The 26,978-nt window shown below is 45.8% G+C and carries 22 protein-coding genes and 1 pseudogene; 8 read left to right on the forward strand and 15 right to left on the reverse strand.

The features are described from left to right. Positions 1 to 12: 12 nt before the first annotated feature. On the reverse strand, positions 13 to 1,080 hold the full coding sequence (locus R7Z50_RS00960; RefSeq protein ID WP_318148806.1) for an ABC transporter substrate-binding protein: 1,068 nt from the start codon (positions 1,078 to 1,080) through the stop codon (positions 13 to 15). Between the two features lie 210 nt (positions 1,081 to 1,290). On the opposite strand from R7Z50_RS00960, the gene R7Z50_RS00965 reads away from it, so the two are divergent. Next, the gene (locus R7Z50_RS00965; protein WP_104976266.1) at positions 1,291 to 2,019 is read left to right on the forward strand and encodes a UTRA domain-containing protein; all 729 of its coding nucleotides are present in this window, start codon (positions 1,291 to 1,293) and stop codon (positions 2,017 to 2,019) included. Positions 2,020 to 2,081: 62 nt separating this feature from the next. Here R7Z50_RS00965 and R7Z50_RS00970 read toward each other — a convergent pair whose 3' ends face one another. Beyond that, complete coding sequence (locus tag R7Z50_RS00970) at positions 2,082 to 3,668, reverse strand: BCCT family transporter (RefSeq protein WP_005373846.1); 1,587 nt, start codon at positions 3,666 to 3,668, stop codon at positions 2,082 to 2,084. Between the two features lie 303 nt (positions 3,669 to 3,971). Between R7Z50_RS00970 and R7Z50_RS00975 the strand changes: the two genes are divergently transcribed. After that, positions 3,972 to 6,380 carry a beta-mannosidase gene (locus R7Z50_RS00975; protein ID WP_318148807.1) on the forward strand — a complete coding sequence of 803 codons (2,409 nt, stop codon included), beginning with the start codon at positions 3,972 to 3,974 and terminating at the stop codon, positions 6,378 to 6,380. A 101-nt stretch (positions 6,381 to 6,481) separates the two neighbouring features. On the opposite strand, the gene R7Z50_RS00980 is transcribed toward R7Z50_RS00975, so the two are convergent. Further along, a complete protein-coding gene (locus R7Z50_RS00980; RefSeq protein WP_318148808.1) occupies positions 6,482 to 6,736 on the reverse strand; it encodes a hypothetical protein in 255 nt (84 codons plus the stop codon). A 162-nt stretch (positions 6,737 to 6,898) separates the two neighbouring features. Here R7Z50_RS00980 and R7Z50_RS00985 point away from each other — a divergent pair, with 162 nt between their 5' ends. Both R7Z50_RS00985 and R7Z50_RS00990 read left to right on the forward strand, forming a co-directional pair. Beyond that, positions 6,899 to 7,258, forward strand: coding sequence for a DUF6559 family protein (locus tag R7Z50_RS00985; RefSeq protein WP_054577718.1), 360 nt, complete (start codon positions 6,899 to 6,901; stop codon positions 7,256 to 7,258). A 137-nt stretch (positions 7,259 to 7,395) separates the two neighbouring features. Continuing rightward, positions 7,396 to 8,430, forward strand: a complete 1,035-nt coding sequence (locus R7Z50_RS00990) for a PotD/PotF family extracellular solute-binding protein (protein WP_318148809.1) — start codon at positions 7,396 to 7,398, stop codon at positions 8,428 to 8,430. Between the two features lie 107 nt (positions 8,431 to 8,537). On the opposite strand, the gene tyrS is transcribed toward R7Z50_RS00990, so the two are convergent. The 4 genes from tyrS to ppsA form a co-directional block, all read right to left on the reverse strand. Further along, the gene (gene tyrS / locus R7Z50_RS00995; RefSeq protein WP_025767979.1) at positions 8,538 to 9,797 is read right to left on the reverse strand and encodes a tyrosine--tRNA ligase; all 1,260 of its coding nucleotides are present in this window, start codon (positions 9,795 to 9,797) and stop codon (positions 8,538 to 8,540) included. A gap of 82 nt (positions 9,798 to 9,879) precedes the next feature. After that, positions 9,880 to 10,686: a response regulator transcription factor gene (locus tag R7Z50_RS01000; RefSeq protein ID WP_021707696.1), complete on the reverse strand. Its 807-nt coding sequence runs from the start codon at positions 10,684 to 10,686 to the stop codon at positions 9,880 to 9,882. A gap of 193 nt (positions 10,687 to 10,879) precedes the next feature. Then, entirely contained in the window at positions 10,880 to 11,659 is a 780-nt protein-coding gene (locus R7Z50_RS01005) for a hypothetical protein (protein ID WP_005373824.1), read from the reverse strand. Positions 11,660 to 11,829: 170 nt separating this feature from the next. Then, a complete protein-coding gene (gene ppsA, locus R7Z50_RS01010; RefSeq protein WP_005373822.1) occupies positions 11,830 to 14,202 on the reverse strand; it encodes a phosphoenolpyruvate synthase in 2,373 nt (790 codons plus the stop codon). 251 nt (positions 14,203 to 14,453) lie between these two features. On the opposite strand from ppsA, the gene R7Z50_RS01015 reads away from it, so the two are divergent. Then, positions 14,454 to 15,290 (forward strand): pyruvate, water dikinase regulatory protein, encoded by an 837-nt coding sequence (locus R7Z50_RS01015; RefSeq protein WP_005373820.1) that lies wholly within the window; start codon positions 14,454 to 14,456, stop codon positions 15,288 to 15,290. A 76-nt stretch (positions 15,291 to 15,366) separates the two neighbouring features. Here the strand turns inward: R7Z50_RS01015 and ansB are convergent, their stop codons facing one another. Then, on the reverse strand, positions 15,367 to 16,431 hold the full coding sequence (gene ansB, locus R7Z50_RS01020; RefSeq protein WP_213870063.1) for an L-asparaginase 2: 1,065 nt from the start codon (positions 16,429 to 16,431) through the stop codon (positions 15,367 to 15,369). Between the two features lie 370 nt (positions 16,432 to 16,801). Then, positions 16,802 to 18,058, reverse strand: a complete 1,257-nt coding sequence (locus tag R7Z50_RS01025; protein WP_005373814.1) for an adenylosuccinate synthase — start codon at positions 18,056 to 18,058, stop codon at positions 16,802 to 16,804. A gap of 105 nt (positions 18,059 to 18,163) precedes the next feature. Here R7Z50_RS01025 and R7Z50_RS01030 point away from each other — a divergent pair, with 105 nt between their 5' ends. The 3 genes and pseudogenes from R7Z50_RS01030 to R7Z50_RS01040 all read left to right on the forward strand — a co-directional run bounded on the left by R7Z50_RS01030 (position 18,164) and on the right by R7Z50_RS01040 (position 20,137). Continuing rightward, the gene (locus R7Z50_RS01030) at positions 18,164 to 19,033 is read left to right on the forward strand and encodes a LysR family transcriptional regulator (RefSeq protein WP_005373812.1); all 870 of its coding nucleotides are present in this window, start codon (positions 18,164 to 18,166) and stop codon (positions 19,031 to 19,033) included. A gap of 19 nt (positions 19,034 to 19,052) precedes the next feature. Further along, positions 19,053 to 19,445, forward strand: coding sequence for a ribosome recycling factor family protein (locus tag R7Z50_RS01035; RefSeq protein ID WP_017819813.1), 393 nt, complete (start codon positions 19,053 to 19,055; stop codon positions 19,443 to 19,445). 77 nt (positions 19,446 to 19,522) lie between these two features. Next, positions 19,523 to 20,137: pseudogene (locus tag R7Z50_RS01040) on the forward strand (LysE family translocator). A gap of 92 nt (positions 20,138 to 20,229) precedes the next feature. Here the strand turns inward: R7Z50_RS01040 and R7Z50_RS01045 are convergent. The 6 genes from R7Z50_RS01045 to doeA all read right to left on the reverse strand — a co-directional run bounded on the left by R7Z50_RS01045 (position 20,230) and on the right by doeA (position 26,897). After that, entirely contained in the window at positions 20,230 to 20,751 is a 522-nt protein-coding gene (locus tag R7Z50_RS01045) for a DUF2058 domain-containing protein (RefSeq protein WP_017633576.1), read from the reverse strand. A 172-nt stretch (positions 20,752 to 20,923) separates the two neighbouring features. After that, positions 20,924 to 22,327 carry an aspartate aminotransferase family protein gene (locus tag R7Z50_RS01050; protein ID WP_053304591.1) on the reverse strand — a complete coding sequence of 468 codons (1,404 nt, stop codon included), beginning with the start codon at positions 22,325 to 22,327 and terminating at the stop codon, positions 20,924 to 20,926. A gap of 41 nt (positions 22,328 to 22,368) precedes the next feature. Next, entirely contained in the window at positions 22,369 to 23,889 is a 1,521-nt protein-coding gene (locus tag R7Z50_RS01055; protein ID WP_213907754.1) for an NAD-dependent succinate-semialdehyde dehydrogenase, read from the reverse strand. Positions 23,890 to 24,044: 155 nt separating this feature from the next. After that, on the reverse strand, positions 24,045 to 24,524 hold the full coding sequence (locus R7Z50_RS01060; RefSeq protein ID WP_005387046.1) for an Lrp/AsnC family transcriptional regulator: 480 nt from the start codon (positions 24,522 to 24,524) through the stop codon (positions 24,045 to 24,047). 123 nt (positions 24,525 to 24,647) lie between these two features. Next, entirely contained in the window at positions 24,648 to 25,655 is a 1,008-nt protein-coding gene (doeB, locus tag R7Z50_RS01065) for a N(2)-acetyl-L-2,4-diaminobutanoate deacetylase DoeB (RefSeq protein WP_005387043.1), read from the reverse strand. 54 nt (positions 25,656 to 25,709) lie between these two features. Next, a complete protein-coding gene (gene doeA, locus R7Z50_RS01070; RefSeq protein ID WP_005373780.1) occupies positions 25,710 to 26,897 on the reverse strand; it encodes an ectoine hydrolase DoeA in 1,188 nt (395 codons plus the stop codon). Positions 26,898 to 26,978 lie beyond the last annotated feature (81 nt).

Here is a 26,978-nt window from a genome sequence, read left to right on the forward strand (position 1 = left end):
AACGACTTACTCTTATTGCTGGTGGATTAAGACACTTTCTTGCCATTGACGTGGCAGCTTACGTGCGGACTTTTCCCAAGCTGAGAAGTCAGTCACTGGGTGAACATTGCTGTATTGGTCATTAGCAATTAGCTTGTCTTGCACTGCTTGAGGCAGTGTGATGTTGGTGCGGATTGGACGCGCATAACCTTCTGCTAAGTTGATTTGCCCTTGATCGCTGAAGATGTATTCACGAGCAAGCTTTGCTGCATTAGGGTTCTTCGCGTATTTATTGATTATGGTTGTATAACCAGAAATCACAGAGCCATCTTGAGGAATGCTCACTGTAAAGCGGTCGCGGTCAATTTTGTCGCGGTAGTTCAATGCATTGAAGTCCCACATGATCGCCACTTCCACTTCGCCTTTTTCTAGGTTGGCGATGTTCGGATCGGTAAATGAAAGACGACCTTGCTTCGCGAGTTCAGAAAAGAATTTGAGCGCAGGCTTGAGGTTGGATTCGTCCCCACCGTTGGCGAACGCTGCGGCGAGAACCGCGTTGTTTGCCTGTGCTGCTACGCCTACGTCACCTACGGTCACTTTGTAGTCGCCTTTTAATAGGTCATCCCACGTTTTTGGCGCGTCTTTTACGAGGTTATTGTTGGAGATAAAAGAAATAGTGCCAGTGTAAGCAAGTGCCCAATGACCATCTTCGTCTTTTGCCCAATCTGGGATGTCATTCCAAGTTGTTGGTTTATATGGCTGAGTGACGCCTTTTTTTACCGCTACACGTGCGAAGGCAAAGCCTACGTCACCAATGTCTGCGGTCGCGTTTTTCTTCTCAGCTTCGAATTTTGCGATTTCTTGAGCCGAGCTCATATCCGTGTCTTGGTGCTTAAGGTTGTAATTTGACTTTAAATCAGCCCAAGTGTCTTTCCAGTTTGCCCAACTGTCAGGCATACCCACACTGTAAACCGCCCCTTCTTTTTGTGCTGTTGCTACCAAAGATTCAATATCGGCTTCTTTCGCTACTGTTGGCGTAGCGAGCGTTACCGCAATGATTGCCGCTGGTGCGGTAATTGAACGACTTAGCAAAGTTTTCATTGTCTCCATCCTTCTGGACTAGGTCAGTAAGTTCGCTTTGTATGCTATGGATGGAATGTGACGATTTAGCGCAAGTAATTTGACAGTTTTGCTGATTTTATATGGCACTTATATTTCATACGTTCAGTATGTGTTCTGTTGATTAATGTCATATTTTTGTTACGTAAACGCCTTATGTTATTCGTCAAATTATCGTTGGACTAGATCAGAATGAGAGCGACAGGCACCGGACAATTTGGTACCCAATTAGGAAAAATTAGAAGCAGCTTAAAACAGCAGATTCTTTCCGGCATCATGTCGGAAGGACAAAAACTGCCGTCAGAGAGAGAGCTCAGTGAGCTGTTTTCTACGACTCGAATCACTATCAAAGATGCGTTGGTGTCTTTAGAAACGGAAGGTCTTATTTATCGAGAAGAGCGCCGGGGTTGGTATGTATCTCCTGAGCGTATCTGTTACAACCCGTTGTCTCGTTCTCACTTCCATCAGATGATTCGAGAGCAGCATCGTATTGCAGAAACCAAGTTATTCAACGTACGAAGTGAAATGGCCGCAGGTGAGTATGCCAAATCGTTAGAGGTTGAGCGAATTACCCCAATTTATGTGATTGAACGGTTACGTTTTATTGATGGGCGAGCGGTATTGTTTGTTGAGAACGTGCTCAAAGCGGCACTGTTTGAGGGGATATTGTCTGAGAACCTCACCATGTCCCTGACGGGCATTTATCGTGAGAAGTATGGTTACGAGACAAAGCGCTCTCGTTTTGATGTGATTCCCACGTCAGCTCCTGCTCATGTCGCTAAGGCGTTGAACCTAGCTGAAGGACAACCCGTTCTGAAAATTCGGCGGGTAAACTACAAACAAGATGGGCATTTAATGGACTGCGAATTCGAGTATTGGCGTCCAGACGCAGTGATGATTCGCATTGATAGCGTAGGATAAAGCGCAGAATTAAAAAGAGCCCAATGAAGGGCTCTTTTTCGCATATTGGTTAGAGAGGCGGTTTAAACGAGGCCTTGCTCTTTCGCCATTCTGCTTGCAATGCCGGGTGCTTTCCAAATGCTTGGCAGCAAAATGAAAGACACAGGCACGGCAGTAATTACAATGAAAGACTGCAATGCAGAAATACCACCAGAGCCCATTGAGATAAGCGCAATAGCGACAATACCCATAATCAGACCCCAGAACGAGCGAATCACTGCGTTTGGTTCTGTTGAGCCCGTCATCACTACACTGATTGTGTAAGTCATCGAGTCACCCGTCGTCACGATAAATGTTGTCGTTAAGATCAGGAACAGAACCGAAATGATCATTGGGTAAGGTAATTCACCAGTAATCGCTAGCAGTGCTGCGGGCAAGTTAAAGCCTTCAAACGCAGATGAAATCAAACCAGGGTTATCAAGTTCAAACGCAAGGCCACTGCCACCAACGATACTAAACCAGAAGCAAGTAATCAGCGGTGCCGCAATGCTAATAGACATGATTAATTGGCGAATTGTACGACCACGAGAGATACGAGCAATAAAGATCGCCATCATTGGGCCATAACCGATAAACCAACCCCAGAAGAATACTGTCCACCAACTTAGCCAGCCTGTATCACCACGGTAAAGTGCCATAGGGAAGAAGTTATCCACCATACGACCAACGCCTTGCACGTAGCCATCAACGATAAAGCTTGTCGGCCCGAAGAACAGGATGTAACCAATTAATAGTACAGACAAAATGATGTTGTAACGACTGACGATTTGAATACCCTTGCTCAAACCGCTCAGTGCGGAAAGGGTATACATCAGGATCGCCGCCATAATAACCATACTTTGCGTTACGAACGTATCTGGCAGGCCAAACAATGAGTTTAGCGCGTAGCTAATTTGTAAACCTAAGAAGCCGATAGGACCGATGGTTCCTGCTGCTACTGCAATGATGCTACATGCGTCAGCAACATCACCAATCCAGCCTTTAATGGCTTTATCACCAAACACAGGGTAAAGCAGAGTACGCGGCTTAAGAGGCAGGCCTTTATCGTAATGCAAGTGCATTAAGACAATGGAAGATAGACCACCAAGGATCGCCCAAGCTAAGAAGCCCCAGTGCATAAAAGACTGAGATAGGGCATTGATTGCGGCAGTTTTCGGTGAGGCTTCCCCGTATAGAGGCGGAGCAGTCACAAAGTGCGCGATAGGCTCAGCTGCGGCCCAGAACACACCACCACCTGCAAGTAGAGTACAGAGTACGATTGACAACCACTTAAAGTTATCAATATCAGGTTTCGCTAGACCACCTAGGCGCACATAACCAGTGCGACCAAACGCAAGAGCCAAACCAATTAGGAAATTCAGAAGAAGCAGTACTTGCCAGTAAGCTCCGAAATATTTAGTAGCAAAGCCGAAGCCGGTGTTAACCATTGCGGTTAGAGAGTCGGTATTCGTTAGAGCAAGTAAAACGAATAGAGTGAGGAAGCTACCACTTAACCAAAAGACAGGATTGGTGAGTTCGAGGCGCTTGAGTAAAGATGGGGGATGAATAGCAGAATAGTCAGCATCCTGAATAGGCGCTGTGTGGGAGGCGGCATTCGTCATATTTGACATAATTACTTCGCTTTTTAGGGCTATGAAGCCGTGCATTTCCCCTCACATCGTTTCAACGAAAAGTGTGAGGATGTTCAAAAAGCCGATGATGTTAACATGTCGAAGTTGCAAATATAACCTTAGATTTCGATTAATTTTTAACAGGTTAGCCAAGTTGCTGATTTTTGGGTAGAGATCAAAAGAAAGAGTTTTTACGTGAAATGCACCGCATTTCGTATGTAATTAACATTTCCCTTGTTTTTGCATGGGATTATCAGGATTACATTGAGAAAACATGTTTTTCCGAAGCTAAGGTTTAACTCGATGGCTCACTTCGAACTTAACGGGCAGTGGATGCTTACCTCGCCACAGCGTCCCAATCTTGAAATTCCAATGTTTATTCCGGGCGATAATGTGTCGGCGCTTTTACAAGCAGAGCAGATTCCAGATCCTTATTTTGCCGATAATGAAAACAAAGTTCGATGGATTGAAGAGTGTGAGTGGCATATCTCACGTGAGTTTGACGTCGACGCGTTTACGTTGTCTGCCAAGCAAATTTGGATGACGCTAACTCGTGTCGATACATTGGCAACCTTCTATGTTAATGGTGAGTTAGCACTAACTTGCAGCAACATGTTTACCCAGCAACGTGTGGATATTAAACCGCATTTAAAGCAAGGTACTAACACGATTCGGGTTGAGTTTGCTCGGGTGGATTTAGAAGGTATCGCAAGAGCAAAAAAACTGCCATTTCCTATTCCATCGGCAATGGGCAACAACCAAATTCCACACATGAACTTGATCCGCAAAACACAATGCCATTCCGGATGGGACTGGGGCATTTGCTTGATGGTATCGGGTATTTACGACCCCATTCAAATCGACATTGTGAATGAGCTTTGGCTCAAAGGTTTCTCGACAGAGCAGCAATGGCAAGCCGATGGGAGTGTGTTTCTTGATGTAGTAGTTGAAGTGGAAACGGACAGTCAACGCCATGAAATGATGGTTGAATTTAATGGTGAGCGTCAATGTATTCAAACAAAAGGAAGTGGTCACTATCATTGCCAGTTCCACATTTTGGAGCCTCAACGCTGGTGGCCATCGGGTTATGGCGAAGCGTATCTCTATCCCATTACCATTTCTTGCAGAGAGCAAAAGTTAACGCACAACATTGGTTTGCGTCAGTTAACCCTAAATAACCAAGTTGATGAGCACGGCTCTGCAATGGAATTTATCGTCAATGGCGTACCGATTAATGCTAAAGGTGCCAACTGGATCCCTATTGACGCAATGCCGGGGCGAGAGTACGAAACACGTTATCGCAACCTTTTGCAAAGTGCGGTTGACGCCAACATGAACATGATTCGCGTATGGGGCGGTGGTCAGTACGAGAGTGAAATCTTTTATAACCTTTGTGATGAACTTGGCTTGTTGGTGTGGCAAGACATGATGTTCGCCTGCTCGTTGTACCCATCAAACGACGAGTTTTTAAAAGACGTAGAAGAAGAACTTAGATTCCAAATCCCGAGGCTTAAGAAGCACCCATCAATCGCACTTTGGTGTGGTGACAATGAAGTGATTGGAGCTATTGGTTGGTATGACGAATCTAAGCGCAGCAAAGTCAAATACACGGTTAACTACGATCGCCTCAACCGCATGATTGAGAAGGAGATTACCGAGCAAGATAGCACTCGCCGTTTCTGGCCAAGTTCCCCATGTAATGGTGAACTGGATTTCGGTGATGCGTGGCATGATGATAGTAAAGGCGATATGCACTTTTGGGACGTTTGGCATTCAGGAAAATCATTCAGTGCCTACCTTGACGTGAATCCTCGTTTTTGCTCTGAGTTTGGTTTTCAATCTTGGCCATCTTTTGCTGAAGTTAAGCGGTTTGTCCCTGAGCAAGACTGGAATATTACATCCCCAACTTTCGAACAACATCAGAAGAACCCTCGTGGTAATAGTATTATCACAGAGATGTTCACGCGCTATTTTCGTTTTCCCTCTGGATTTGAGAGCATGCTGTATTTAAGTCAAGTTCAGCAGGCAATCGCGATCAAAACTGCATGCGATCATTGGCGTGCCATTTCTCCAGTTTGTCGCGGCATGCTGTACTGGCAACTCAACGACAATTGGCCTGTCAGTTCTTGGTCTAGTTTGGAATACAGTGGTCGATGGAAGCAGTTGCACTACCATGCAAAACGCTTTTTTGCGCCGCAGTATTTGGTATTTTCCGAGCATACAGGCAAGTTGAGCCTACATTTGCTCAATGATGCCAAGGCGCCCGCAAGCGTCAACGCACTGCTCAAGTGGGTAGATTGGCAAGGGAAAGAAAAGCAATGTTGGAGCTTAGAACAAACAGTCATAGCAGACAGCAATACGATTTTGTGGCAGTTGGATGAATTGATCGAGAAGGATGAACTTACGTCAGGCTTCTTCTATGTTGAAGCGCAAATCGGTGAAGACAGAATAAGCAACACATGGTTTAGTACTCACGAGCTAAAAACCTTGCCGATAGCGAAAGCCAATATAGATGTCTCTATTGAAGGGAGGCGAATTACATTGATTGCGGATAAGCCTGCGTTTTTTGTTCATTTGGAGAGTGATGCTGATGGAAGGTTCAGTGACTCTAGTTTTACTCTGTTGGTCAACGTTCCAATGACGGTTGAGTATTTAGGTGATGATGTTTCAGGTATGCAGCAGTCGTTGAGGGTATGCCACCTTAATGATTAAAGCGGGCATAGAACATCTATATGCTGGTAACTAAAAAGGGAGCGTTTGCTCCCTTTTTAGTTACCAAGTATCCGTTATTAAGCTCAGGTTGAGACAGAAGACTATTTAAGTTTCTGATGGACCCGATAGCTAACGACAAAGCCAATGTAGAATAGTGCAGCAAGAGTAATCACTGCCGTCGCGTACGCCAGCAGGCTGCTTAACCCTAAACCAAAAGCCAAAGTGAAGGCGATACCATGAATGGCTTCCGCAGGGATTCGGTACCAAGCAGCGTGGACGGAAGATCCGAAGAGGATAAAGGTACTAAGTAAGACAATCGTGCCGCCTATAAAGCCGACCCATCTGCTGTTGTTCATGTTGCAGTCTCAGGGGTTACCGAGGTAACAAAATATTTCAGGATCGTATTATACAACCGATCATCGCGAAAAGCGCTAGAGAAATTTCGCGGATAAAACAGAGTGTTTTAATTCGAACAAAAGAATACGACCATAGCCAACTTAATACAGGAATAACAAAACATGTTGAGATTTATACAACGTCGCCGCATTAAGAAAGTGATTAAACTAATGAGTACCAGATTGGTGGTGGGATACGGCAGTCGTGAGTACTTTTCGGTTGGTCAGGTAAAGACGAGCACCAGCGAGTTAAGCGCGTGCCAACAAAAAATTGCGTTGGCATTATATGCGGATCCGCAACATCTTGATTTGGAAAACCAACCAGAGTTGCAAGCAATACGCTCAGACGTGGCGCATGATTTCTTTTCTGGTGCCGATTATACCGCTCAAGATGTGCTTAATTTACTCGGCTCTGGTGGCTGGAAAGGTGGCCGAATGGAAGATGGAATGTCTCATCATTTTGGTATGCACAGTCGATATTAAAAACATGCGTTAATTTTATAAATTCGATAAATATTTTTGCTGTTAAAGATTAATTAAATTTTCTTTCAATTGGGTAATAATTACCTAATTATGCACCCGAATCCCAGCGCGTCGCTGGACTGGTTGGATCGCATACCATGAAATTAATCATCAAAGGATTGGGGCTGAGTGCTCTTGTGCTCAGCATGTTTGCTCATGCAGATAGCAAAACGTTGAACGTTTATGCATGGGGTGGCTATTTGCCGGAAGCATCGTTAAAAGCGTTTGAAAAACAAGAAGGCGTTACGATTAATTATTCGACCTTTGAGAATAATGAATCAATGTATACCAAGCTAAAATTGCTAAAAGGTTCTGGTTACGATGTGGTTTTTGCTTCTGCGTACTTCATTGAAAAAATGGGTCGAGAAGGACTGCTTTCGAAAATAGATCACGCTCAAGTGCCAAACATGCAAGACACAATGGACGGCTTACTTGGCCAAGCGCACGATCCGAAAAATGATTACTCTCTGCCTTATATTTGGGGCATTACCGGGATCAGCTACAACGAATCCATAGTTGAGCAACCAGTGACCAAATGGGCAGACTTATGGGAGTCTCAATACGAACAACAAGTCATGTTGATTGATGACGTCCGCGACGTGTTCGGTATGGCGCTGAAGAAAAATGGCCATAGCGTGAATACAAAAGACGAAGCTGAAATCGAGCAGGCTTTTGATTCTCTAGTAGCGCTGAAAAACAACGTATTACTGTACAACTCAGATGCGCCGCAAGTCCCTTACGTGTCCGGTGAAACATCGGTCGGCATGCAATGGAACGGCAACGCATTCCAAGGACAGGTTGAAATGCCTGAGCTGAAGTTCGTGATGCCGGAAGAGGGCGCGGTATTGTGGATGGACAACTTCACTATTCCGTCTGGCAGTAAAAACAAAGCATTGGCGCATAAATTTATTAATTTCATGTACCAATCAGAGAACCAAGCGGAAATCGTGACCAGTTTGGGTTATGCGTCGGCAACGAACGCTGGGCGTGACAAATTGCCAGAAGAGTTGAAAAATAACCGTACTATTTTCCCTTCATCAGAAGACTTGAAAAAAGGCGAGTTTATTAATGATGTTGGCGCAGAAACGTTAGCGATTTACGAAAAGTACTGGCAACGTTTAAGAACGCAATAAGCAACGTCTTTGCCTATTGTTAGGCTTAAAATCGTTCAAATTTGGATTCCCCTCATCACGAAAGTGGTGAGGGGAATTTTTTTATAGGTTTTGTACTGCGAGTGTTGCTACGCGGCACGCTTTACGAGGCAGAAGTGCTTTTTACCGCGTTGCAGTAACCAATATTGATCAAACAGTGGGAAGCTTAAACTCGGGTTATCAGCCGCCACTTTTTCACCGTTTACACTGATGGCGTTGTTGCTGATGTGTTCGCGTGCAACACGCTTCGAACTTGCTAAGCCCGACTCAATCAACAGCTCAACCAAATCTTGTTGTGTGCTCTCAATGCTTGGTAAACCATCCAACTCCAACTGTTTTAATTCACCCAAACTCAGTTGTTGCACATTACCGCTGAATAAAGCTTGAGTGATACGCTCGGCACTGGCTAGGCCTTCTTCGCCATGAACAAATCGCGTCATTTCTTCAGCGAGAATACGTTGTGCTTGTGGCTTACCTTGGCTTGCTTGGTCTTGCGCTTCAATGCTGGCAATTTCTTCGCAGCTCAAGAATGTGTAGTAACGCAAGAAGTGGTAAACGTCGGCGTCTTCTGCGCCAAGCCAGAACTGGTAGAACGCGTAAGGAGAGGTTTTGCTAGGATCTAGCCATACTGCACCGCCTTCGGTTTTGCCAAATTTGGTGCCATCGGATTTGGTGATCAGCGGCAGAGTTAAGCCAAATACTTGCTCACCATTTTGACGGCGAGTTAAATCGATCCCGCTGACGATGTTTCCCCATTGGTCATTGCCACCGATTTGCAAACGGCAACCGTATCGACGGTTTAGCTCGGCAAAATCGTACGATTGCAGTAGGGCGTAGCTAAATTCGGTGAAGGAGATACCTTGGTCAGGTCGTTGCAGGCGTTGTTTTACCGATTCTCGGTTGACCATAGTATTGATTGAGAAGTGCTTACCCACATCGCGGAAGAAGTCGATCACATTGATCGCTTTCATCCAGTCAGCGTTGTTTACCATGATCATCGGCTTGGCCAGTTGGTGATTCATCAACTGCTGAATTTGATTAGAAAGATCGTTAACCCAGCCTGAGACGATTTCCTCTGAGTTCAGACTGCGCTCAGTCGCTTTAAAGCTTGGGTCGCCAATCATGCCCGTTGCACCGCCAATCAAGGCAACAGCTTGGTGTCCGGCATCTTGAAAGCGCTTAAGCATAATCAAAGGCACGAGGTGGCCGATATGTAAGCTGCCAGCTGTAGGATCGAAGCCGCAGTAAACGGTTTGTGGCTGTGAGAGAAGTGTCTGAATTTCTTCCAAATCGCTGGCTTGTGCAATCAAGCCGCGATCTTGTAAATCTTGCAGTAATGGTGTCGTCATTCTTTTTGTCTGTTTTAGTGGTTGTTACATTCAGACTAAAACGCGACACCTTTTCTCGATATATCCCTTAAGGGACAGTTTTTTATCTTGAATGGAGAATGAGGTGATTGAGGAAAAGCTGGAATAACTCACTCAATGAAGACACATTTAATTGCGAGTAAATTCGCTTTCGATGATTTTTGACCGTGCCTTGAACTAAGTGTAACCGCGCGGCAATTTCTTTGGTGTCAAACCCTTGAGCGAGAAGCGAAGCCACCTCTTGTTCGCGACGGGTGAGTGATTCTACGCCAAACGTTGCTAAAGCTTGCTCAATGGCTAATCGCATACTGCCAGAATAAGCACTCTGTGCAAAAACAGGCTCAGAAAAGGTAAATTCCGTTTGTTTCCAATGCTGCTGACAAAGCGACTGAATTATCGGGAAATAGGGCTTTAGCTTATTGATTTGTTGCTGAGAAAAGTATTTTCCATCAGTCATATATCCGAAGTACAGCATGACCCAACGGCCAGATTCAACTTCGACTAGCATGCTAAGTTCGTCTTTCCACCCTGTTTGATGATAGAACTGCTCGCAGTATGAGGTGAAGTCAACGCCTTTACGCGCCACGTCTTTGAGCGTAAATACGCCTTGTTGCTTTGTCTCGTTTAGTTTGAGAAAAAAAGGGTCATTTTGAAATGAGTCAGTAAGGTAGCGTTGAAAAAGTAACTCTCGCTCGTTCTCAATTGAGTCGTAGAGATAAATAGGATGTTTACCTTCTCGGTAACCTAAAATAACTGCGCAATCAAAATGAAAAAGAGTGCGAATGACACGCATAAGTTTAGGAGTAAAGTTAGGCGTGTTAAGAGCAGAAATTGCTTCTGCTAGCAGATTATTAAAGTTATTGTCAGGCATGGGATACCGAATTGCAGGTGGTTTTGCGCAAGCATAACCAAAAGCAATCCAACGAGAAAGGGAAGTCGCCATCTTCTGGTGACTTCCATAGAGAAAGTTGCGTAAGTGCTCAGTTTTGAGGAATCATATCCCCGTTAACTTATTGATAAGGGTGCATAACAACGGTTTTATTTAAGCGATTAGTTGCTATGCATTACTGCGAGTTAGTGAGCTCTTCGTTAACCCAATATTTAGAACCAGACACGTTAGCATCGATGAGCAAACCTTTAGCGTTCAACTGATAGACGGCGACGCCGCTGTTAAATTGTTTTGAAAGTTGCTCTGAATCTTCGCCCGCAACAGCAGAGGCTTCACTTGTGGCCTCCCATCCTTCGTTGACGAACGTATCAAAGTCTTCTTTGCTCTCAAACAGAACCACTTGTTGGTAAAATTTGCCGCCAGCCCCAAGTGCAACGCCCAAACCAAACATATTCATATAAGTGCGCTCTTCTGTTTCCTTATTCACTGCGACTCCTGACCCTGAGTTGGTGTGAAACAGCAAAGATAATTTACGAGAATCAAAGACCGCGTAGCCGTACGCGTTGTCGTAAATAGCTTTTGCCTCCGGCTTTTCATTAAATAACTTGAGCAAAGCGCTATCTGCCATTAAGTCCACGGCTTGGCGAGCTTCTTCTGGCGTATCGCCTTCCATCAGCTCATCAATTTTTTTGTCGGCAGCATCTATCCATTCTTTGCTTTTCTCGATGCTGGCTTCTGTCCATTCGCCTGCGGTATTGATCGCTTCCTCGGACCAGTTCGTGAAATCTTGCCACGCTTGTTTTGAAAACGCTTTGGTGTCGTCCCAAGCATCTTGTGCAGTATCAGAAACTGCGTCGCCAAGCTCAGACATTTTATTGGAAATTTCATCCCAATCGGCATAAGCAGGGGATGCCAGGAGCATCAATGTAGTAAGGAGTGCGATAGGCTTTTTCATCAAATTCTCTCTGGAGTTATCGATATACCATTCATTTTAGGTCATCAGACTTTGATAATGAAATTGACTAAATGACGAACTTGAGAGAGGAATCACGAACTGATTGTGAAATGACGTGTGAATAACAAAGCCCTCACAAGTGGAGTGTGAGGGCTAGAGTTTATCGTGTGTTACTTGCTGCTAACTTTACCGAGTTTTAACCAAGTATCGATAACCGTATCTGGGTTTAGTGATACAGAGCTAATACCTTGATCCATTAGCCATTCCGCTAAGTCGTCGTGGTCTGATGGGCCTTGACCACAAATACCAACGTATTTGCCTGCTTTTGTTGCCGCATCAATCGCCATCTGAAGCATCACCTTAACCGCTGGGTTGCGCTCATCAAATAGATGTGCAACATCGCCAGAGTCACGATCAAGTCCAAGCGTTAGCTGAGTCATGTCGTTTGAGCCAATCGAGAAGCCATCAAAGTACTTCAAGAACTCATCGGCAAGGACCGCGTTGGATGGCAGTTCGCACATCATGATGACTTTAAGACCCTGATCGCCACGGCGCAGATCAAACTTCGCTAGCAAATCAATCACTGATGCTGCTTCGCTTGGTGTACGCACAAATGGGATCATGATTTCAACGTTTTTCAGACCCATTTCGTTACGAACGCGTTTGATTGCTTGAGTTTCTAGCTCGAAGCAGTCTTCAAACACTGGAGAAATGTAACGAGACGCGCCACGGAAGCCAAGCATTGGGTTTTCTTCATGCGGTTCGTATGCTTTACCGCCAACCAAGTTGCTGTATTCGTTAGACTTAAAGTCAGACATACGAACAATAACACGTTTCGGCCAAAATGCCGCAGCAATGGTTGCGATACCTTCTGTCAGCTTGCTTACGTAGAAATCGATAGGATCTTTGTAACCACGAATACGCTGAGTGATTTCTGCTTTTAGCTCATCGCTTTGTGCATCAAAGTTAAGTAATGCTTTCGGGTGGATACCAATCATCTTATTGATGATGAATTCAAGACGAGCAAGACCAACACCTTCATTTGGAATTTGTGCGAAGTCAAACGCACGATCAGGGTTACCCACGTTCATCATCACTTTTGTTGGTAGCAGTGGCAGTTCATCAACAGAAGAGCGTTTTACATCAAACTCAAGTTCACCTTGGTAAACGTAGCCCGTTTCACCTTCTGAACAAGATACGGTCACGGTTGCGCCATCGGTTAACTTGCTTGTCGCATCGCCACAGCCAACGATTGCAGGAATACCAAGCTCACGAGCGATGATGGCAGCGTGGCAAGTACGGCCACCACGGTTGGTTACGATTGCAGATGCTTTTTTCATCACTGGTTCCCAATCTGGGTCAGTCATGTCTGTAACTAGCACGTCACCTTCTTGGACTAAAGACATTTGGTCCAGAGAGTCAACCAAGCGAACCACGCCTTTACCGATGCGCTGACCGATTGCACGACCTTCAACCAAAACATCCGCTTTGTTTTGTAGCTCGTAGCGCTCAATCACGTTTTGTTCCGTTTGTGAACATACGGTTTCAGGACGCGCTTGAACAATGTACAGCTTGCCATCAATGCCATCTTTTGCCCATTCAATGTCCATTGGACGCTGATAGTGCTTTTCGATGATCATTGCTTGTTTTGCGAGCTCTTTGATCTCGTCGTCGTTCAATGAGAACGTGTTGCGCTCTTCATCAGAAGTATCAACGATATCAACTTGTTTGCCGATTTCTTGGTTATCTGAGTAGATCATTTTGATCAACTTAGAACCAAATGTTTTCTTAACGATTGGGTGTTCGCCTGCTTCAAGCATTGGCTTGTGAACGTAGAACTCGTCAGGGTTTACTGCACCTTGAACGACCATCTCGCCTAGACCCCATGAAGAGGTGATGAAGACAACTTGGTCGAAACCCGATTCAGTGTCTAGTGTAAACATAACACCCGACGAGGCTTTATCTGAACGCACCATACGTTGGATACCCGCAGATAGCGAGATGCCACGGTGGTCGAACCCTTGGTGAACGCGGTAAGAAATCGCACGGTCGTTAAATAGAGAAGCGTAAACGTGCTTAGTTGCTTCTAGTACTGCGTCGATGCCTTTCACGTTCAAAAACGTTTCTTGCTGACCAGCAAAAGAAGCATCAGGTAGGTCTTCTGCCGTAGCAGATGAACGAACTGCGACTGAAAGCTCAGGATTGCCTTCGATCAGTTCTTGGTAATTTTCACGAATTTCTTGTTCAAGGTCCGCAGGGAAAGGGGCCTCTAATACCCATTGACGAATGTTTGCACCTGTCTTACGCAGAGCTTCTACATCTTCAACGTCTAGTTCATCGAGTAATTGGTGAATACGCTCATCCAAACCTTCGTGGTCAAGGAATTGGTTAAACGCGTATGAGGTTGTCGCAAAACCATTTGGTACAGAAACGCCTGCGTTTGCTAGGTTAGAAACCATTTCGCCAAGTGAAGCATTCTTACCGCCGACTTTGTCGACATCATCCATGGATAGGCCATTGAACCAGAGGGTGTTCTTTTGCATGTCTTTCTCCAGAAACATTGCAGCTTAGTAGGGGGACTTAAATCGATCTAAACAATCGCATGTTGGCTGTTATTACACGTTGACCATACATTGCTTCATTCAGATTGATATCAAAGGCAAACGATTACGTTCTGGCTGAAAAAAATTCAAACGAATTTTTAAAGCTGTGGTGAACCTAACTGAAAGCCAAACTGGTTTATTAATATTATGTGTACCATCCTACTCAAAAGATTTTGAAAAATTAAACAGAAATGCAAATAAATAACCAAAGTCGTGATGTGTTCTATGTTTCTGACGGTACGGCGATAACATGTGAGACATTAGGGCATGTTGTTCTCGGTCAATTTCCGTTCATTCCTAACGAAAAAACCTTTCCGTTTGTTGAAAGCCAGGACAAAGCTACTGACGTAGTCAAAGAAATTGAAACTTCCTACCAGCGCAATGGCGTCAAACCTCTGGTCTTTTTCTCAATTGTCGTTCCAGAAGTACGTGAAATGCTGCTTGAAGCGCCAGCATACAGTTACGATGTGTTGGAGAGTATTGTGCAGAAAGTGCAAGACGACATTCAGATGGCACCAAAGCCTAAGTTGCAGCGTTCTCGCAGCGTGGGGAAAGATTCCGACACCTATTTTGACCGTATTGCGGCTATTGAATACACATTGGCGCATGATGATGGCATCACACTAAAAGGGTTGGAGCAAGCTGATATCATCTTACTTGGCGTGTCGCGTAGTGGAAAAACGCCGACTAGCTTGTATATGGCGATGCAATTTGGTTTACGTGTTGTGAACTATCCGTTCATTGCGGAAGATGTGAAGATGATGCGTTTGTTGCCTGAATTTGAGATCCATCGTCATAAGTTGTTTGGGCTGACTATCGATCCCGAGCGCTTGACTGAAATCCGTGAAAATCGTTTGTCTGGAAGTGATTACGCTAGCACAGAGCAGTGCAAGCTCGAGCTAGACACTGTTGAGGCGTTGTTTAGAAGAGAGGCGATCCCATATATCAATACGTCCTCTCTGTCTGTTGAGGAAATTACTACGCGTATTCTGGAAAAAGCAGGAATGAAGCGTCGCTTGTTTGGCTAACAAGAGACGCTCATGTCGCTATGTGTAAGAGGAGGTAAGATGTATACCTCCTCTATCGAATGAACCTTAGACAGCATTAATAGTATTGGAACATCTTTTGGATGTCTTGATAGTTTTGGGTCTGAGTCAGTGACAGCATCAGTAAGATACGTGCTTTTTGTGGGTTCAATGTACCTGCTGCGACAAAGCCGTATTTTTCGTCATCAATTTCAGCATCCAAAGTGGTTGAGCCGCTAGGCGTTCGGGAGCTTCTTACAACAACAACGCCATCTTTACTCGCTTTCTCTAGCTCATCAAACACAGTGTGGTACAAGTTACCATTACCGACACCAGCACTTACGATGCCGTCAAACTTCGCATCCACAAAGGCTTTCACCGGCAAACTGGAGGCATTTGCATAGTTATAAACAATACCGACCTTAGGCAACTTAGTAAGCTTTGATACATCGAATGGGGTTTCTGTCGTATGTTTACGTTCTGGGCTTCGTTGATATTTGGCATCGCTATTATGAATGTAGCCGATAGCACCAAAGTTGGGTGACTGGAAAGTGCTGACGGAGGTTGTATTGGTTTTTGTCACATCTCGCGCATCGAAAATCGTGTCATTCATTGCGACTAGCACGCCACGTCCTTCTGAATCTTCATCGGTGGCTGTTACGACTGCATTGTATAAGTTGACTGGTCCATCAGCACTCATTGCGGTGGAAGGGCGCATTGCACCGACGATCACGACAGGCTTTTTGCTCTTGACGGTCAGATCAAGGAAGTAAGCGGTTTCCTCTAACGTATCCGTACCATGAGTAATGACGATGCCGTCAACATCATCTTGATCGAGTAGCTCATTAACTCTTTTCGATAATTTTAGCCACACTTCATCATTCATATCTTGTGAACCGATACTGACCACTTGCTCTCCAGAAATATCGGCAATCTTGGTCATACTCGGCACCGCAGAAATCAATGATTCAACGCCGACTTTACCTGCTGTGTAGTTTGATTCTGTTGCAGATTGACCTGCGCCTGCTATGGTGCCACCAGTGGCAAGGATTTTAATGTTCGGAAGATCGGATTGCGCAAAAGAGAACGAACTGATGCATAAACCGAGAGTTATCGTACTGAGGCGGAAAAGATTTTTCGTCATGGGAATCACCTGCTGTTAGGTTGGATGTTGGGGAACTCATCTATCCTAAAAACAGCGGGTTAGATTTTTTGAGTACTAGTTCAACAAATTGCAGATGAAGATCGTGATCAACTAATCACTTAAAGAATATCAAATCAACCAGTTAACCTAATTGACGTGCTTCTTTAACAAGTGAGATGTGCTAGTAACGTGCACAACGTGTTAAGTCTTATAATTTATTGATTTATAAATAAAGGAGGTAGGAGTCTCGTGATGAGGTTATTAAACATGAATTTAGCCGTGCAATTTTCCAAAGTTTACAGTGTAAAAAAAAGCGGCTTTACCCCGGAACAGATAAAAGCCGCTTGCCAATGATGTGTTAATTCACATCTTATCGCATAATCATTTGTTCACGGCCAGGACCCACAGACACCATTTTTACTGGTACGCCCATGAGTTCCTCAATGCGTAGAACGTATTTCTGTGCTGCTACTGGAAGCTCTTCAAACTTACGACAACCTGTGATGTCCTCGCTCCAGCTTTCCATCTTCTCGTAGATTGGCGCAAGAGAGGCAGTTTGAGGCCAGATTGGGTTTTCGCTGTGGTCGCCTTCGTAGCCAACACAGATTTTCAGATCGTTAAGGCCAGTCAAACAGTCTACTTTCGTTAGTGCAATTTCAGTTGCGGCTTGCAGTTCAACGCCATTCTTCGTAGCGACTGCGTCGAAGTAGCCCATGTCGCGTGGACGACCCGTAGTTGCACCGAACTCGCCAGCAAGTTCGCGGAAAGCGTCTTGCTCTTCCATTGCAGTGATCAACGTACCAGTACCCACTGATGAGCTGAAGGCTTTTGCAACAGCAATAACGCGTTCAGGACGAAGTGCCGGAAGGCCACTACCGATACCCGCGTACATTGATACAACGTTAGAAGATGTTGTCCAAGGGTACTCACCGTAAACAAGGTCACGACCCGCGCCAAGCTGCGCTTCGAACAATAGAGTTTTGTCTTTCGCTTGTAGTTCTTTTAGAGGAAGCGTTACGTTGCAAATTGAATCGCGCCAAGGTGCAGAGACTTCTAGCAGCCAGTTCGCCAGTTCTTCAGCGGTTTGTTCAAACTCGAACGTCGGGTAAAGTGCACGCAGTTGCGGCAGTTTCCAATCCATCATGAATTGAAGGCGTTCAACTAATACTTCTGGTTGCTTCAACCAACCAACTAGGATGCCTTTCTTCATTACGCGGTCACCGTACGCAGGTGCAATACCTTGACGAGTTGAACCGTATGCTTTGTCGCCTAAACGCTGTTCTTCTAGCGTATCTTCTAGTGCGTGTAGAGGTAGACACAGTGTTGCGCGATCAGAGATGCACATATTCACTTTTACGCCTGCTTCTTCAACTTCCGCAATCTCCTGAGACAGCAACGCAGGGCTGATAACCATACCCGGACCTAACACTGCCAAACAGTCTGGGTTGAATACGCCACTTGGTAGCTGGTGCAGCTTGAACGTACCTAGATCGTTAACCACGGTGTGACCCGCGTTGTTACCACCTTGGAAACGAATGCTCGCAGAAGCTTGCTCTGCCAAAAAGTCAACGATGCGGCCTTTGCCTTCATCACCCCAGTTTGCACCCACAACAACGATAGACGACATAATTTAATCTCCAAAAACAGATGCAAAAATCTTAAGGTGTTCGCCATAATAAGAGAAATTAATTATACTCATCAACTTGATAAGAATCTCATATCGGAATTGGCAATGTTAGATTTGAACTGGCTGCGAACCTTCGTAACTCTTGCAGAGGTAAAACACTTTGGTAAAACAGCGACGGAACTGCACATGACGCAGCCGAACGTAAGTTTGCATATCAAGCAGTTGGAGCAAGCCACGCGCACGAAATTGATTGAGCGAAATCCCGTGCAGTTGACGCAAGCGGGGAAGCGTTTGTTAGCTACTGCGCAGCGGATGCTCAATGAGCTGCAAATTTGTCAGTCAGATCTCAATGCCATCAACGATCTTACGCAGGGGACGCTTTCTATTGCGGCGAGCGATATTGTTTCACGTTTACTGCTTATCAAACCATTTCAGCAATTCAAAAGTGAATATCCGGGGATCGACTTGGCATTGTTCAACACCACATCTTCTCAAGCGGTGGATTTGGTGAAAAGTGCGCGTGCCGATATCGGCTTTGTTATCGCACAAAAAGAGAGTCAACCGCTGCATTTTACGCCTCTCACGCAAATTCACTGGTGTGCGTTTGGCGATAACATTTTTGAGTGGCAAGACAATCGAAAAGAGAGCCAGACGCTGATTCTACTAGGGCACGATACTCGAACCCGAGAGCTGATTGATGCGTCTTTACCTGAGCTAAATCTGCCTAAGCATCGCGTGATGGAAGTGGGCAGTGTGGAAGCACAAATCGACTGGGCGGAAGCGGGATTTGGGACTGCTATTGTGCCGGATTTCTCGCTCGATCCGAGATTAAAGCTTTCTCGTGAAGTTACGCCTTTGCCAAGTTTTCCAAACACTGATTTCGGCTACATCGTGCGTCAAAATCAGGTGTTGTCCAAAGCGGCAAAACAGTTGTTGGCTTGGGTTGGCGAGAATGTGTCGGTGGTTGAGGGCTAAGGCGATGAAAGAAAAAGCCATGAAAGAAACGAAGATTACGATTTCGCTCCCATCCTTGATTCACCGTATTGGGGGCGACCATGCCAAGCGAGCGAAAACACTCGCAGCAGAAAAACAGTGCGATCTTAAGCGAATTAGACGATCTCGTCACTGGCAAATCTCGGGCGAGGCTTTGGATGTAAAAGCGTTTTTAGAGCATCTCAAAAACGAAGAAGCAGAGACGATGCGATTTGCGATCAACAAGATCGAACAAGCTCTACTTGCTCACCAAGACAAATTGGAACCTTTGGACGTGAAGTTGATACGTTTGGTGAGACAAAACCCAAACATCACCTTAGCTGAGCTGATGGCTGAAACGAACTGCACGTTAGTTCAAGCTCGCACGGCACGATTTGATGCTGAGTTGCTTTAAGATCGGTTTGTGGTTTACTCACTTTATTAACAGATGTTAGGGTACCGATCAAAATCACTCACTAAGACCATTTTATTATGGATATTTGGCAGCTTCTCCTTTTTATTCCTGCTTGCTTCGCTCTAAATATGGCTCCAGGCCCAAACAATTTATTGGCAATGAATAATGCGCGTTGTTACGGCTTTAGGGCCGCGTTTACGGCCAGTTTAGGCAGAATTGCTGCTTTTTCAGCGATGATTGCGTTGTCTGCATCAGGTCTGGCTGTGATTTTGTATACGTCAGAAATGCTATTTTTGGCAATAAAGTTGGTAGGAGCGCTGTATCTACTGTGGATTGCGTTTAACCTTTGGCGTTAAGAGTCCAGCCCGATCTCTGACTTGGACAATTCGCGCAATTACGCAGGACTTGCGAAGCAAGAATTTACTCTTGCTGCTGGCAACCCGAAAGCGATTCTTATTTTTACTGCATTCTTGCCGCAATTTGTTGATGCCAATGCCAACGTTCAAGAGCAGTTTTTTGCCCTTGGCTCCACGTTTTTGATATTAGAAATGGTCGCCATTTCAATCTATGCCATCTTTGGTTTGTACTTGAGACACTGGTTTTCAAACCCCAAAATGGCGAAACGTTTCAATCGCGGATGTTCGTTGTTTTTAGCTGCATCAGGGGCGAATTTGCTACTAAGTAAGCAATAACAAAACATCATCTCTGTAGATTATTTTTCTGTAAAAAAGCCGCTGATGTTACATTAGCGGCTCTTTTCGTTGATGCATCGATTAATTTATTGTTACCACATCAAATCGTCAGGCACGACGAAATCTGCGTATGGATCGTCTTCTGCTGGAATGTCCGATTCAGGTTCTTTTTGTTCGATGATGACGGACTCATCACGTTGAGCAATTTTATTCGCTACTCCACGTGGAATGACAACATAGCTTTCACCAACAATTGCGATTGCCAAAATACCTTTGATCAACTGCTCGCGGATAAGTGAATCTACATAAAGTGATTTCACTAGCGTACCGTGAGTGAAGTTGTATTTGATGTCGCCATCTTTTAAGTCGATCTTGTTCATCTCAATCAATTGATTGATCTGCGCTTTGATCTCTTTGTTTAGTCGCTCAGCATTTTGCTGCTCGCTCAATTGTTTATCACGCTCTAACTGTTGGCGTTTATTCTCTTCAACCGCCGCTTTTACTTCGCGTGCTTGAACGCGTGATTTTTTAGAGCCTTTCTTCGCTTTCTTTAGTTTCTTTTCATTAACTAAGCCAGCTTTCAGCATTTGTTCTTGAAGGGTAAGTTTTGCCATGTTTTATCCAGTTAGTGCGCAATTTTGGGCATTTTACCCACTATTGCCACTTGTAGTAAATAATAGTGCTTTCTATGGGTCTAAAATGTTTGGTTGGCTTGTTATCTCTTTAATGGAAAGTGCAAAGCGGGCCTTCTCCAAAGCCCGCGAGCGTTACTGAAATCTAGGTGGGTTATGGCTGCCACTGTTTAGATGTGACAAGGTTATCCATCACTTTGTTTACCGCTTGATGCGCTTTGTCGACAATGGTGTCTATATCGTTACGGTTCGCGATAAGCGGTGGAGCAAATCCGAGGATGTCACCATGTGGCATGGCGCGAGCGATTAAGCCTTGCTCTAAACAGGCAGCCGCGATTTGCGGGCCTACTTTCAAGTTTGGATCAAAGTGTGCACGGCGGAGCTTGTCTGAAGAAAACTCCAACGCATGCAACAAGCCAACGCCACGAGTATCACCGACTAATGGATGATCGTTAAACGTCTCTGCCATACGTTGCTGCAAGTAAGCGCCGACTTCGGCCGCGTTTTGCACTAAGCCTTCACGTTCAATGATATCGAGGTTGCAGTTCGCGGCTGCCGCTCCCATTGGGTGACCAGAGTAGGTATAACCGTGTCCGATAGCGCCCCATTGGTCCGTGCCGTTTTCTAGCACACTCCAAACTCGTTCACCGACGATCACGCCAGACAGCGGTTGATACGCTGAGGTTAACCCTTTCGCTACCGTGATGAGATCCGGTTTCATGTCGTAATGGAGTGAGCCAAAATCGGAGCCGAGGCGACCAAAGCCACACACCACTTCATCCGCAATCAAGAGCACATCGTATTTGTCGAGCACTTTGCGAATCGCCTGCCAGTACCCTGCTGGTGGTGGCACAATACCGCCAGTACCGAGCACTGGTTCTGCAATCATTGCTGCTACCGTTTCTGGGCCTTCTTCCAAGATCATCGCTTCGAGTTGATCTGCGCAATATTGAGAGAATTCGAGCTCAGACATACTCTCGTCTTCACGGCGATAATAATATGGCGCGATGGTGTGTTTGATACGCTCAAGTGGTAAATCAAAATGGGCGTGGAACAGCGGCAAACCTGTCATTGAACCGGACGCGATACTTGAACCATGGTAGCCGCGGTCACGCGAAATGATTTTTTTCTTCTCTGGTAGACCACGAGCATTGTTGTAATACCATACCAACTTAAGTTGAGTTTCGTTCGCGTCGCTGCCTGACATGCCGTAGTAAACTTTGCTCATGCCTTCAGGCGCCATTTTGATGATGCGATCTGACAGTGTCACGAGCGCTTCGTTCGTATGACCGACGTACGTGTGGTAGTACGCCAGTTCTTTGGCTTGCTCATAAATCGCATCGGCCATTTCGGTCCTGCCATAGCCAATGTTTACACAATACAACCCGGCAAAGCCGTCTATCAGCTCGATGCCTTCTGAATCGGTGATGCGTATTCCGCTTCCGCTCGAGATAATTCTTCCCGGAAGCTCCCCGGCCGCATACTGCTTTAGGTGGGTTGAGGCATGAAATACTCTCTGACGATCGATCTCTAAAAGTTGTTGGGTTTTGTTACTCATGATCCTTCTCCTCGAATAATTGGATATCCATATTTCGTGTCTCAACTGCCACTGACGGTTGGTAAAGCGCCTAAGCAGCAGTATTTGATTTCGCTGTATTCTTCAAATCCGTGACGGCTTCCTTCTCGTCCAAGACCAGACTGTTTCACGCCGCCGAATGGGATAGGGTGCCCTGTCATTTTGACGGAGTTCACGCTCACCATGCCAAACTCCAAACCGCGCATGCAGTGCCAAATTTGGTGGATATCGTGACCATAAACATAGGCAGCTAAGCCGTATTCAGTGTCGTTGCTCATTTCAATCACGGTATCTAAGTCTTGGTAAGGCAATACGCCTGCCACAGGACAAAAATTCTCTTCGCGATACACCGCCATTTCAGGGGTTACATCGGCTAGCAATGTCGGCGCGAAGAAGTTTTCGCCTGGTACGGGCTGGTGGTATCCCGCTACCAATCGCGCGCCTTTGTCGAGCGCGTCACGCACCAAATCATGCGCTTTATCCACCGCAGTGCGATTAATAAGTGGTCCCATGGTGGTTTTTTCGTCTAAGCCATTGCCCAAAACGATGTGGCTCATTTCTTTGGCAAATGCTTCCAAAAACGCTTCGTACTTATCGTTAGGGACGAAAATACGGTTTGCGGCCAAGCAGTCTTGTCCTGCGGTTTGAAACTTCGCATCCACGGCGGCTTTGGCTGCTTGCTCGACATCCATATCTGGCAGCACGATGAAAGGGGCGTTACCACCGAGTTCCATACTGCACTTCTTCACGGTTTGTGCCGCGTCGCGTAGCAATAGTTTGCCTACTCGAGTTGAGCCTGTGAACGAGAGCGCTTTGACTTTATCGGAGTGACACAAGGTTTGTGACACCATCACCGCATCGCCAGTGATCACGTTAAACACACCAGGTGGAAAGCCAGCTCGATCTGCTAACTCTGCCAACGCTAACGCAGAAAAAGGCGTTTCACTGGCTGGCTTAATGAGCACCGGACAGCCTATTGCTAGTGCGGCTGCGGCTTTGCGTGTGATCATGGCATTAGGAAAGTTCCATGGCGTAATCAGTGCTGCGACACCAATTGGCTCGCGTACCGTTGATAGCTGCGCATTCGGAATATGACTTGGGATGGTTTCGCCATAACAGCGGCGTGCTTCTTCGGCAAACCAACGAACAAAGGATGCGCCGTAGTCAATCTCACCTACAGCATCACCTAGTGTTTTTCCTTGCTCCATCACCATCAAATGAGCAAGGTCTTGCTTTGATTCTAGAATCAGGTCGTGCCAACGCATGAGAATTTCAGCGCGCTCTTCTGCTTGCATTTTTCGCCATTGACGAAAGGCTTGGTCGGCTTCATCAATCGCTTGATAGAGTTGTTGCTGAGATAGCTTAGTGATGTAACCGATGACCGTGCCATCTGCTGGATTATCCACCGGATGAAATTGATCACCACTTACCCATTTGCCATTCACGTACGCTAAACCTCTCACCAAACGTACGTCTTTCATTATCGCCATCATGTCGTGCGAGGCTTTTAATTCTTCAGCGTGTAAGCTGTGCAGTGCTGTCATGAGTCCTTCTCCCAGCATCGTTGTCCATAATGAAACTGTAATGGAGAAGTGACCGAAATAATTTCTGATACCGAGGTTTAAAACGTCAGAACTTTCTTTTTAGTGCCGTTAAATATGGTGTTTTTTCTGTTCACGCCTGATACGCATTTTCCCTTTTATAACAAAGCGTTTTGGTTTACTTCGAATGTGCCCGCATCACGTTTGATTGTTTTTGTCACAATGTAAGTAAAGTAGCGCTCAATGCCCACATCTGAGTCTAACCAGTTGTCGATAAGCCGCTGATATTGGTCGATATCTTCTGACTGAATTTTAAGGATGTAATCGATACCACCGCCCGTGGCATAGCAATCAGTGACTTCTGGTGAATGTTGAACCAGTTGCTCGAAGCGTTTGAACGCTTGGGCGTTGTGTTCTTTGAGCGTAACTTCAACCATAACCGACGTTCGTTTGAACAAAATATCGGTATTTACTTTTGCTCCGTAACCTTCAATGATGCCTGCTTCTTCCAGTTTTTTGACGCGCTCCCAGCAAGGGCTCACGGATAGGTTGATGGCCTCGGCAAGGTGAGATTTGGTGATACGACCATTATCATGAAGTATTTGTAGAATTTTTACGTCGTAGCGATCGAGGCGCATTATGAGTCTCCCTGTTGAATACTAATCATTTCATAAAGGCTGATGACTGGTCGCTGTTATAAGGTGCTTTCCAGTTTGCTTCTGGTATGCCATTTGTTTTGATTTCTTTAGTTGGTTTTTCAATCAGCCTATCTCGCCGCAGTCTTCGGCTATAACTGCGATAGTGTCACCGATATTCACCATAGCAGGAAAACGACGCGCCGCGAAAATACCATTGAGCTGTGACTTGTACTCAACGGGGGCGGTACCTGTGCGCTCGGTCGAGAAGATTCTCACTAATACATCGCCCTTTTTGACGGTATCGCCAAGATCAAATAAGTATTCTGTGATGCCGTGGTGTTGGCTTTGCACATAACAACTTGCATCAGGCATATCTAATAACTTAGTTGGTTGGGTTGGTTGTTCGTAGTCACCGGGCAAGTTGCCTGAGAAGCGTAAGAAGTTGCGAATGCCACGGTCGGAATAAGCGATGGTTTCTGGAGTGCTGGTTCCGCCTCCTCTTAGTTCGGTGGTAACAAAGATTTTTCCCTGAGACTCCACGGCAGTGTCATACAGGCTGGTGGCGTCCATTTCGAGCAAGATCATGGTGTAAGGTGCGCCAAACAGTTTTGCACCTAATATGCAGGCTTCTTCTTGATCGAGATTGTCGAGACGATGGGCAGCGGCGAACGGCACGATATCTAACGTTTTACCACCTGAGTGAATGTCTAACGCAAAATCGCACTTAGGAACTAGGTAACGAGTAAAATAATCCGCAATTTTCTCAGTCACTGTGCCTATGGGATTGCCGGGAAAGCTGCGATTTAAATTCCCTTTATCGATAAACGACGTACGTGAGGCATTTTGTACCGCAGGTAAGTTCATCATTGGCACAATAATGACGCGACCTTGTATTTGCTCTGCTTGCAGCGAGTTTGCCAATTTTAGCAGGCTGGTGATGCCTTCGTATTCGTCTCCGTGATTACCGCCAGTAAGCAGTGCGGTTGGTCCGTGACCATTTTTGATCACGGTGATAGGTATCATAATACTGCCCCAAGCGGAGTCGTCATGTGAATAGGGCAGCGTTAAAAAGCCGTGCTGTACACCTTCTCGGTCAAAGTCTATGGTGGCTGTGATCGAGCTTTTTTGCATATCAAGTCCTTTTAGTTCTCAGACCTGGCTCAACAGAGCTTAAGGTTTGAAAAATTAGTGTTTAACAAATAAGTGGCGTGGAAAATCACACAATGTTTTTGCTCCATCATGGGTAATGACGATACTTTCCGTTGTTTCTAACCCCCAATCTTTGAACCACAGCCCCGGCATAAAATGGAATGTCATGCCTTCTCTCAAGATGGTTTTATCGGTGTCTCGCAAACTCATGGTTCGTTCCCCCCAATCTGGTGGGTAGCTCAAACCTATTGGGTAGCCACAACGGGCACCTTCGCGTGAGAATCCCGCTTTATCGAGAACCTGGTTTAGTGCATTGGCGATGTCGGCGCAGGTATTTCCGGGCTTTGCCACTTTCAAGCCCGCTTCAAGTCCTAGAGTTAGGGCTTCGTCGGCTCGTTTAAACTTGTCGTCAGGCTCGCCAAGAAAAATAGTGCGTGAGAGTGGGCAATGGTAACGGCGGTGCGCCCCTGCGATTTCAAAAAACGTCCCTTCGCCTTTCTTGAAGGGTCTGTCATCCCAAGTCAGGTGAGGTGCGGAAGCATCAGAACCTGATGGCAAAAGCGGCACAATCGCGGTGTAATCGCCAAAGTGGTCTTCGTGCCCGAGCACGGCTTGGCGGTTAATCTCGGCAACAAGGTGGTGTTTCGGTAATCCTGGTTCAATCATGTCGAACGCGACACGGTGCATGTTTTCAACAATGCGAGCGGCACGGTACATGTATGCCAGTTCTTGATCGGATTTAACGGCGCGGCACCAGTTGACTAGTCCAGTTGCATCGAGAAGTTGAGCATTCGGTAGGTGCGTAGTGAGTGATTCGTAAGCGGTGGCGCTAAAGTAATAGTTATCTTTTTCTACACCGATACGACCACGATCCCAAAGGCGCGGAGCCAGTACGGCTTCGACCAGGAAATCCATCGGGTGTAGCGGCGGATTCATTACATAATGGTCTGGATAGTAGGTGATGTTTTCTGCCGACATATACGCAGTCCTGTATGCTCCGTTGGCATCTTGGCAGCGTCCAAACCAAACGGGTTCATCAGATGGACCAACAACGACACATTGTGGCACGTAAAAAGACCACCCATCATAGCCTGTCAGCCACGCCATGTTAGAAGGGTCATGAATGATAAGGACATCCAATTCTCTTTCTTCCATCGATTGCCGAACTTTCGTTAACCGATCCTGGAACTCATCCAGTGTAAAATGCAAAGCAACGCCTCTCATATTTTCTCCTTGTTAGAAATCCGACGCCTTATGGGCCTTCGGAGACGCTGAGGTATTTCTACCTTCTACCAGCTAGCCAGA

Source organism: Vibrio sp. 1249-1 (genome assembly GCF_033340495.1).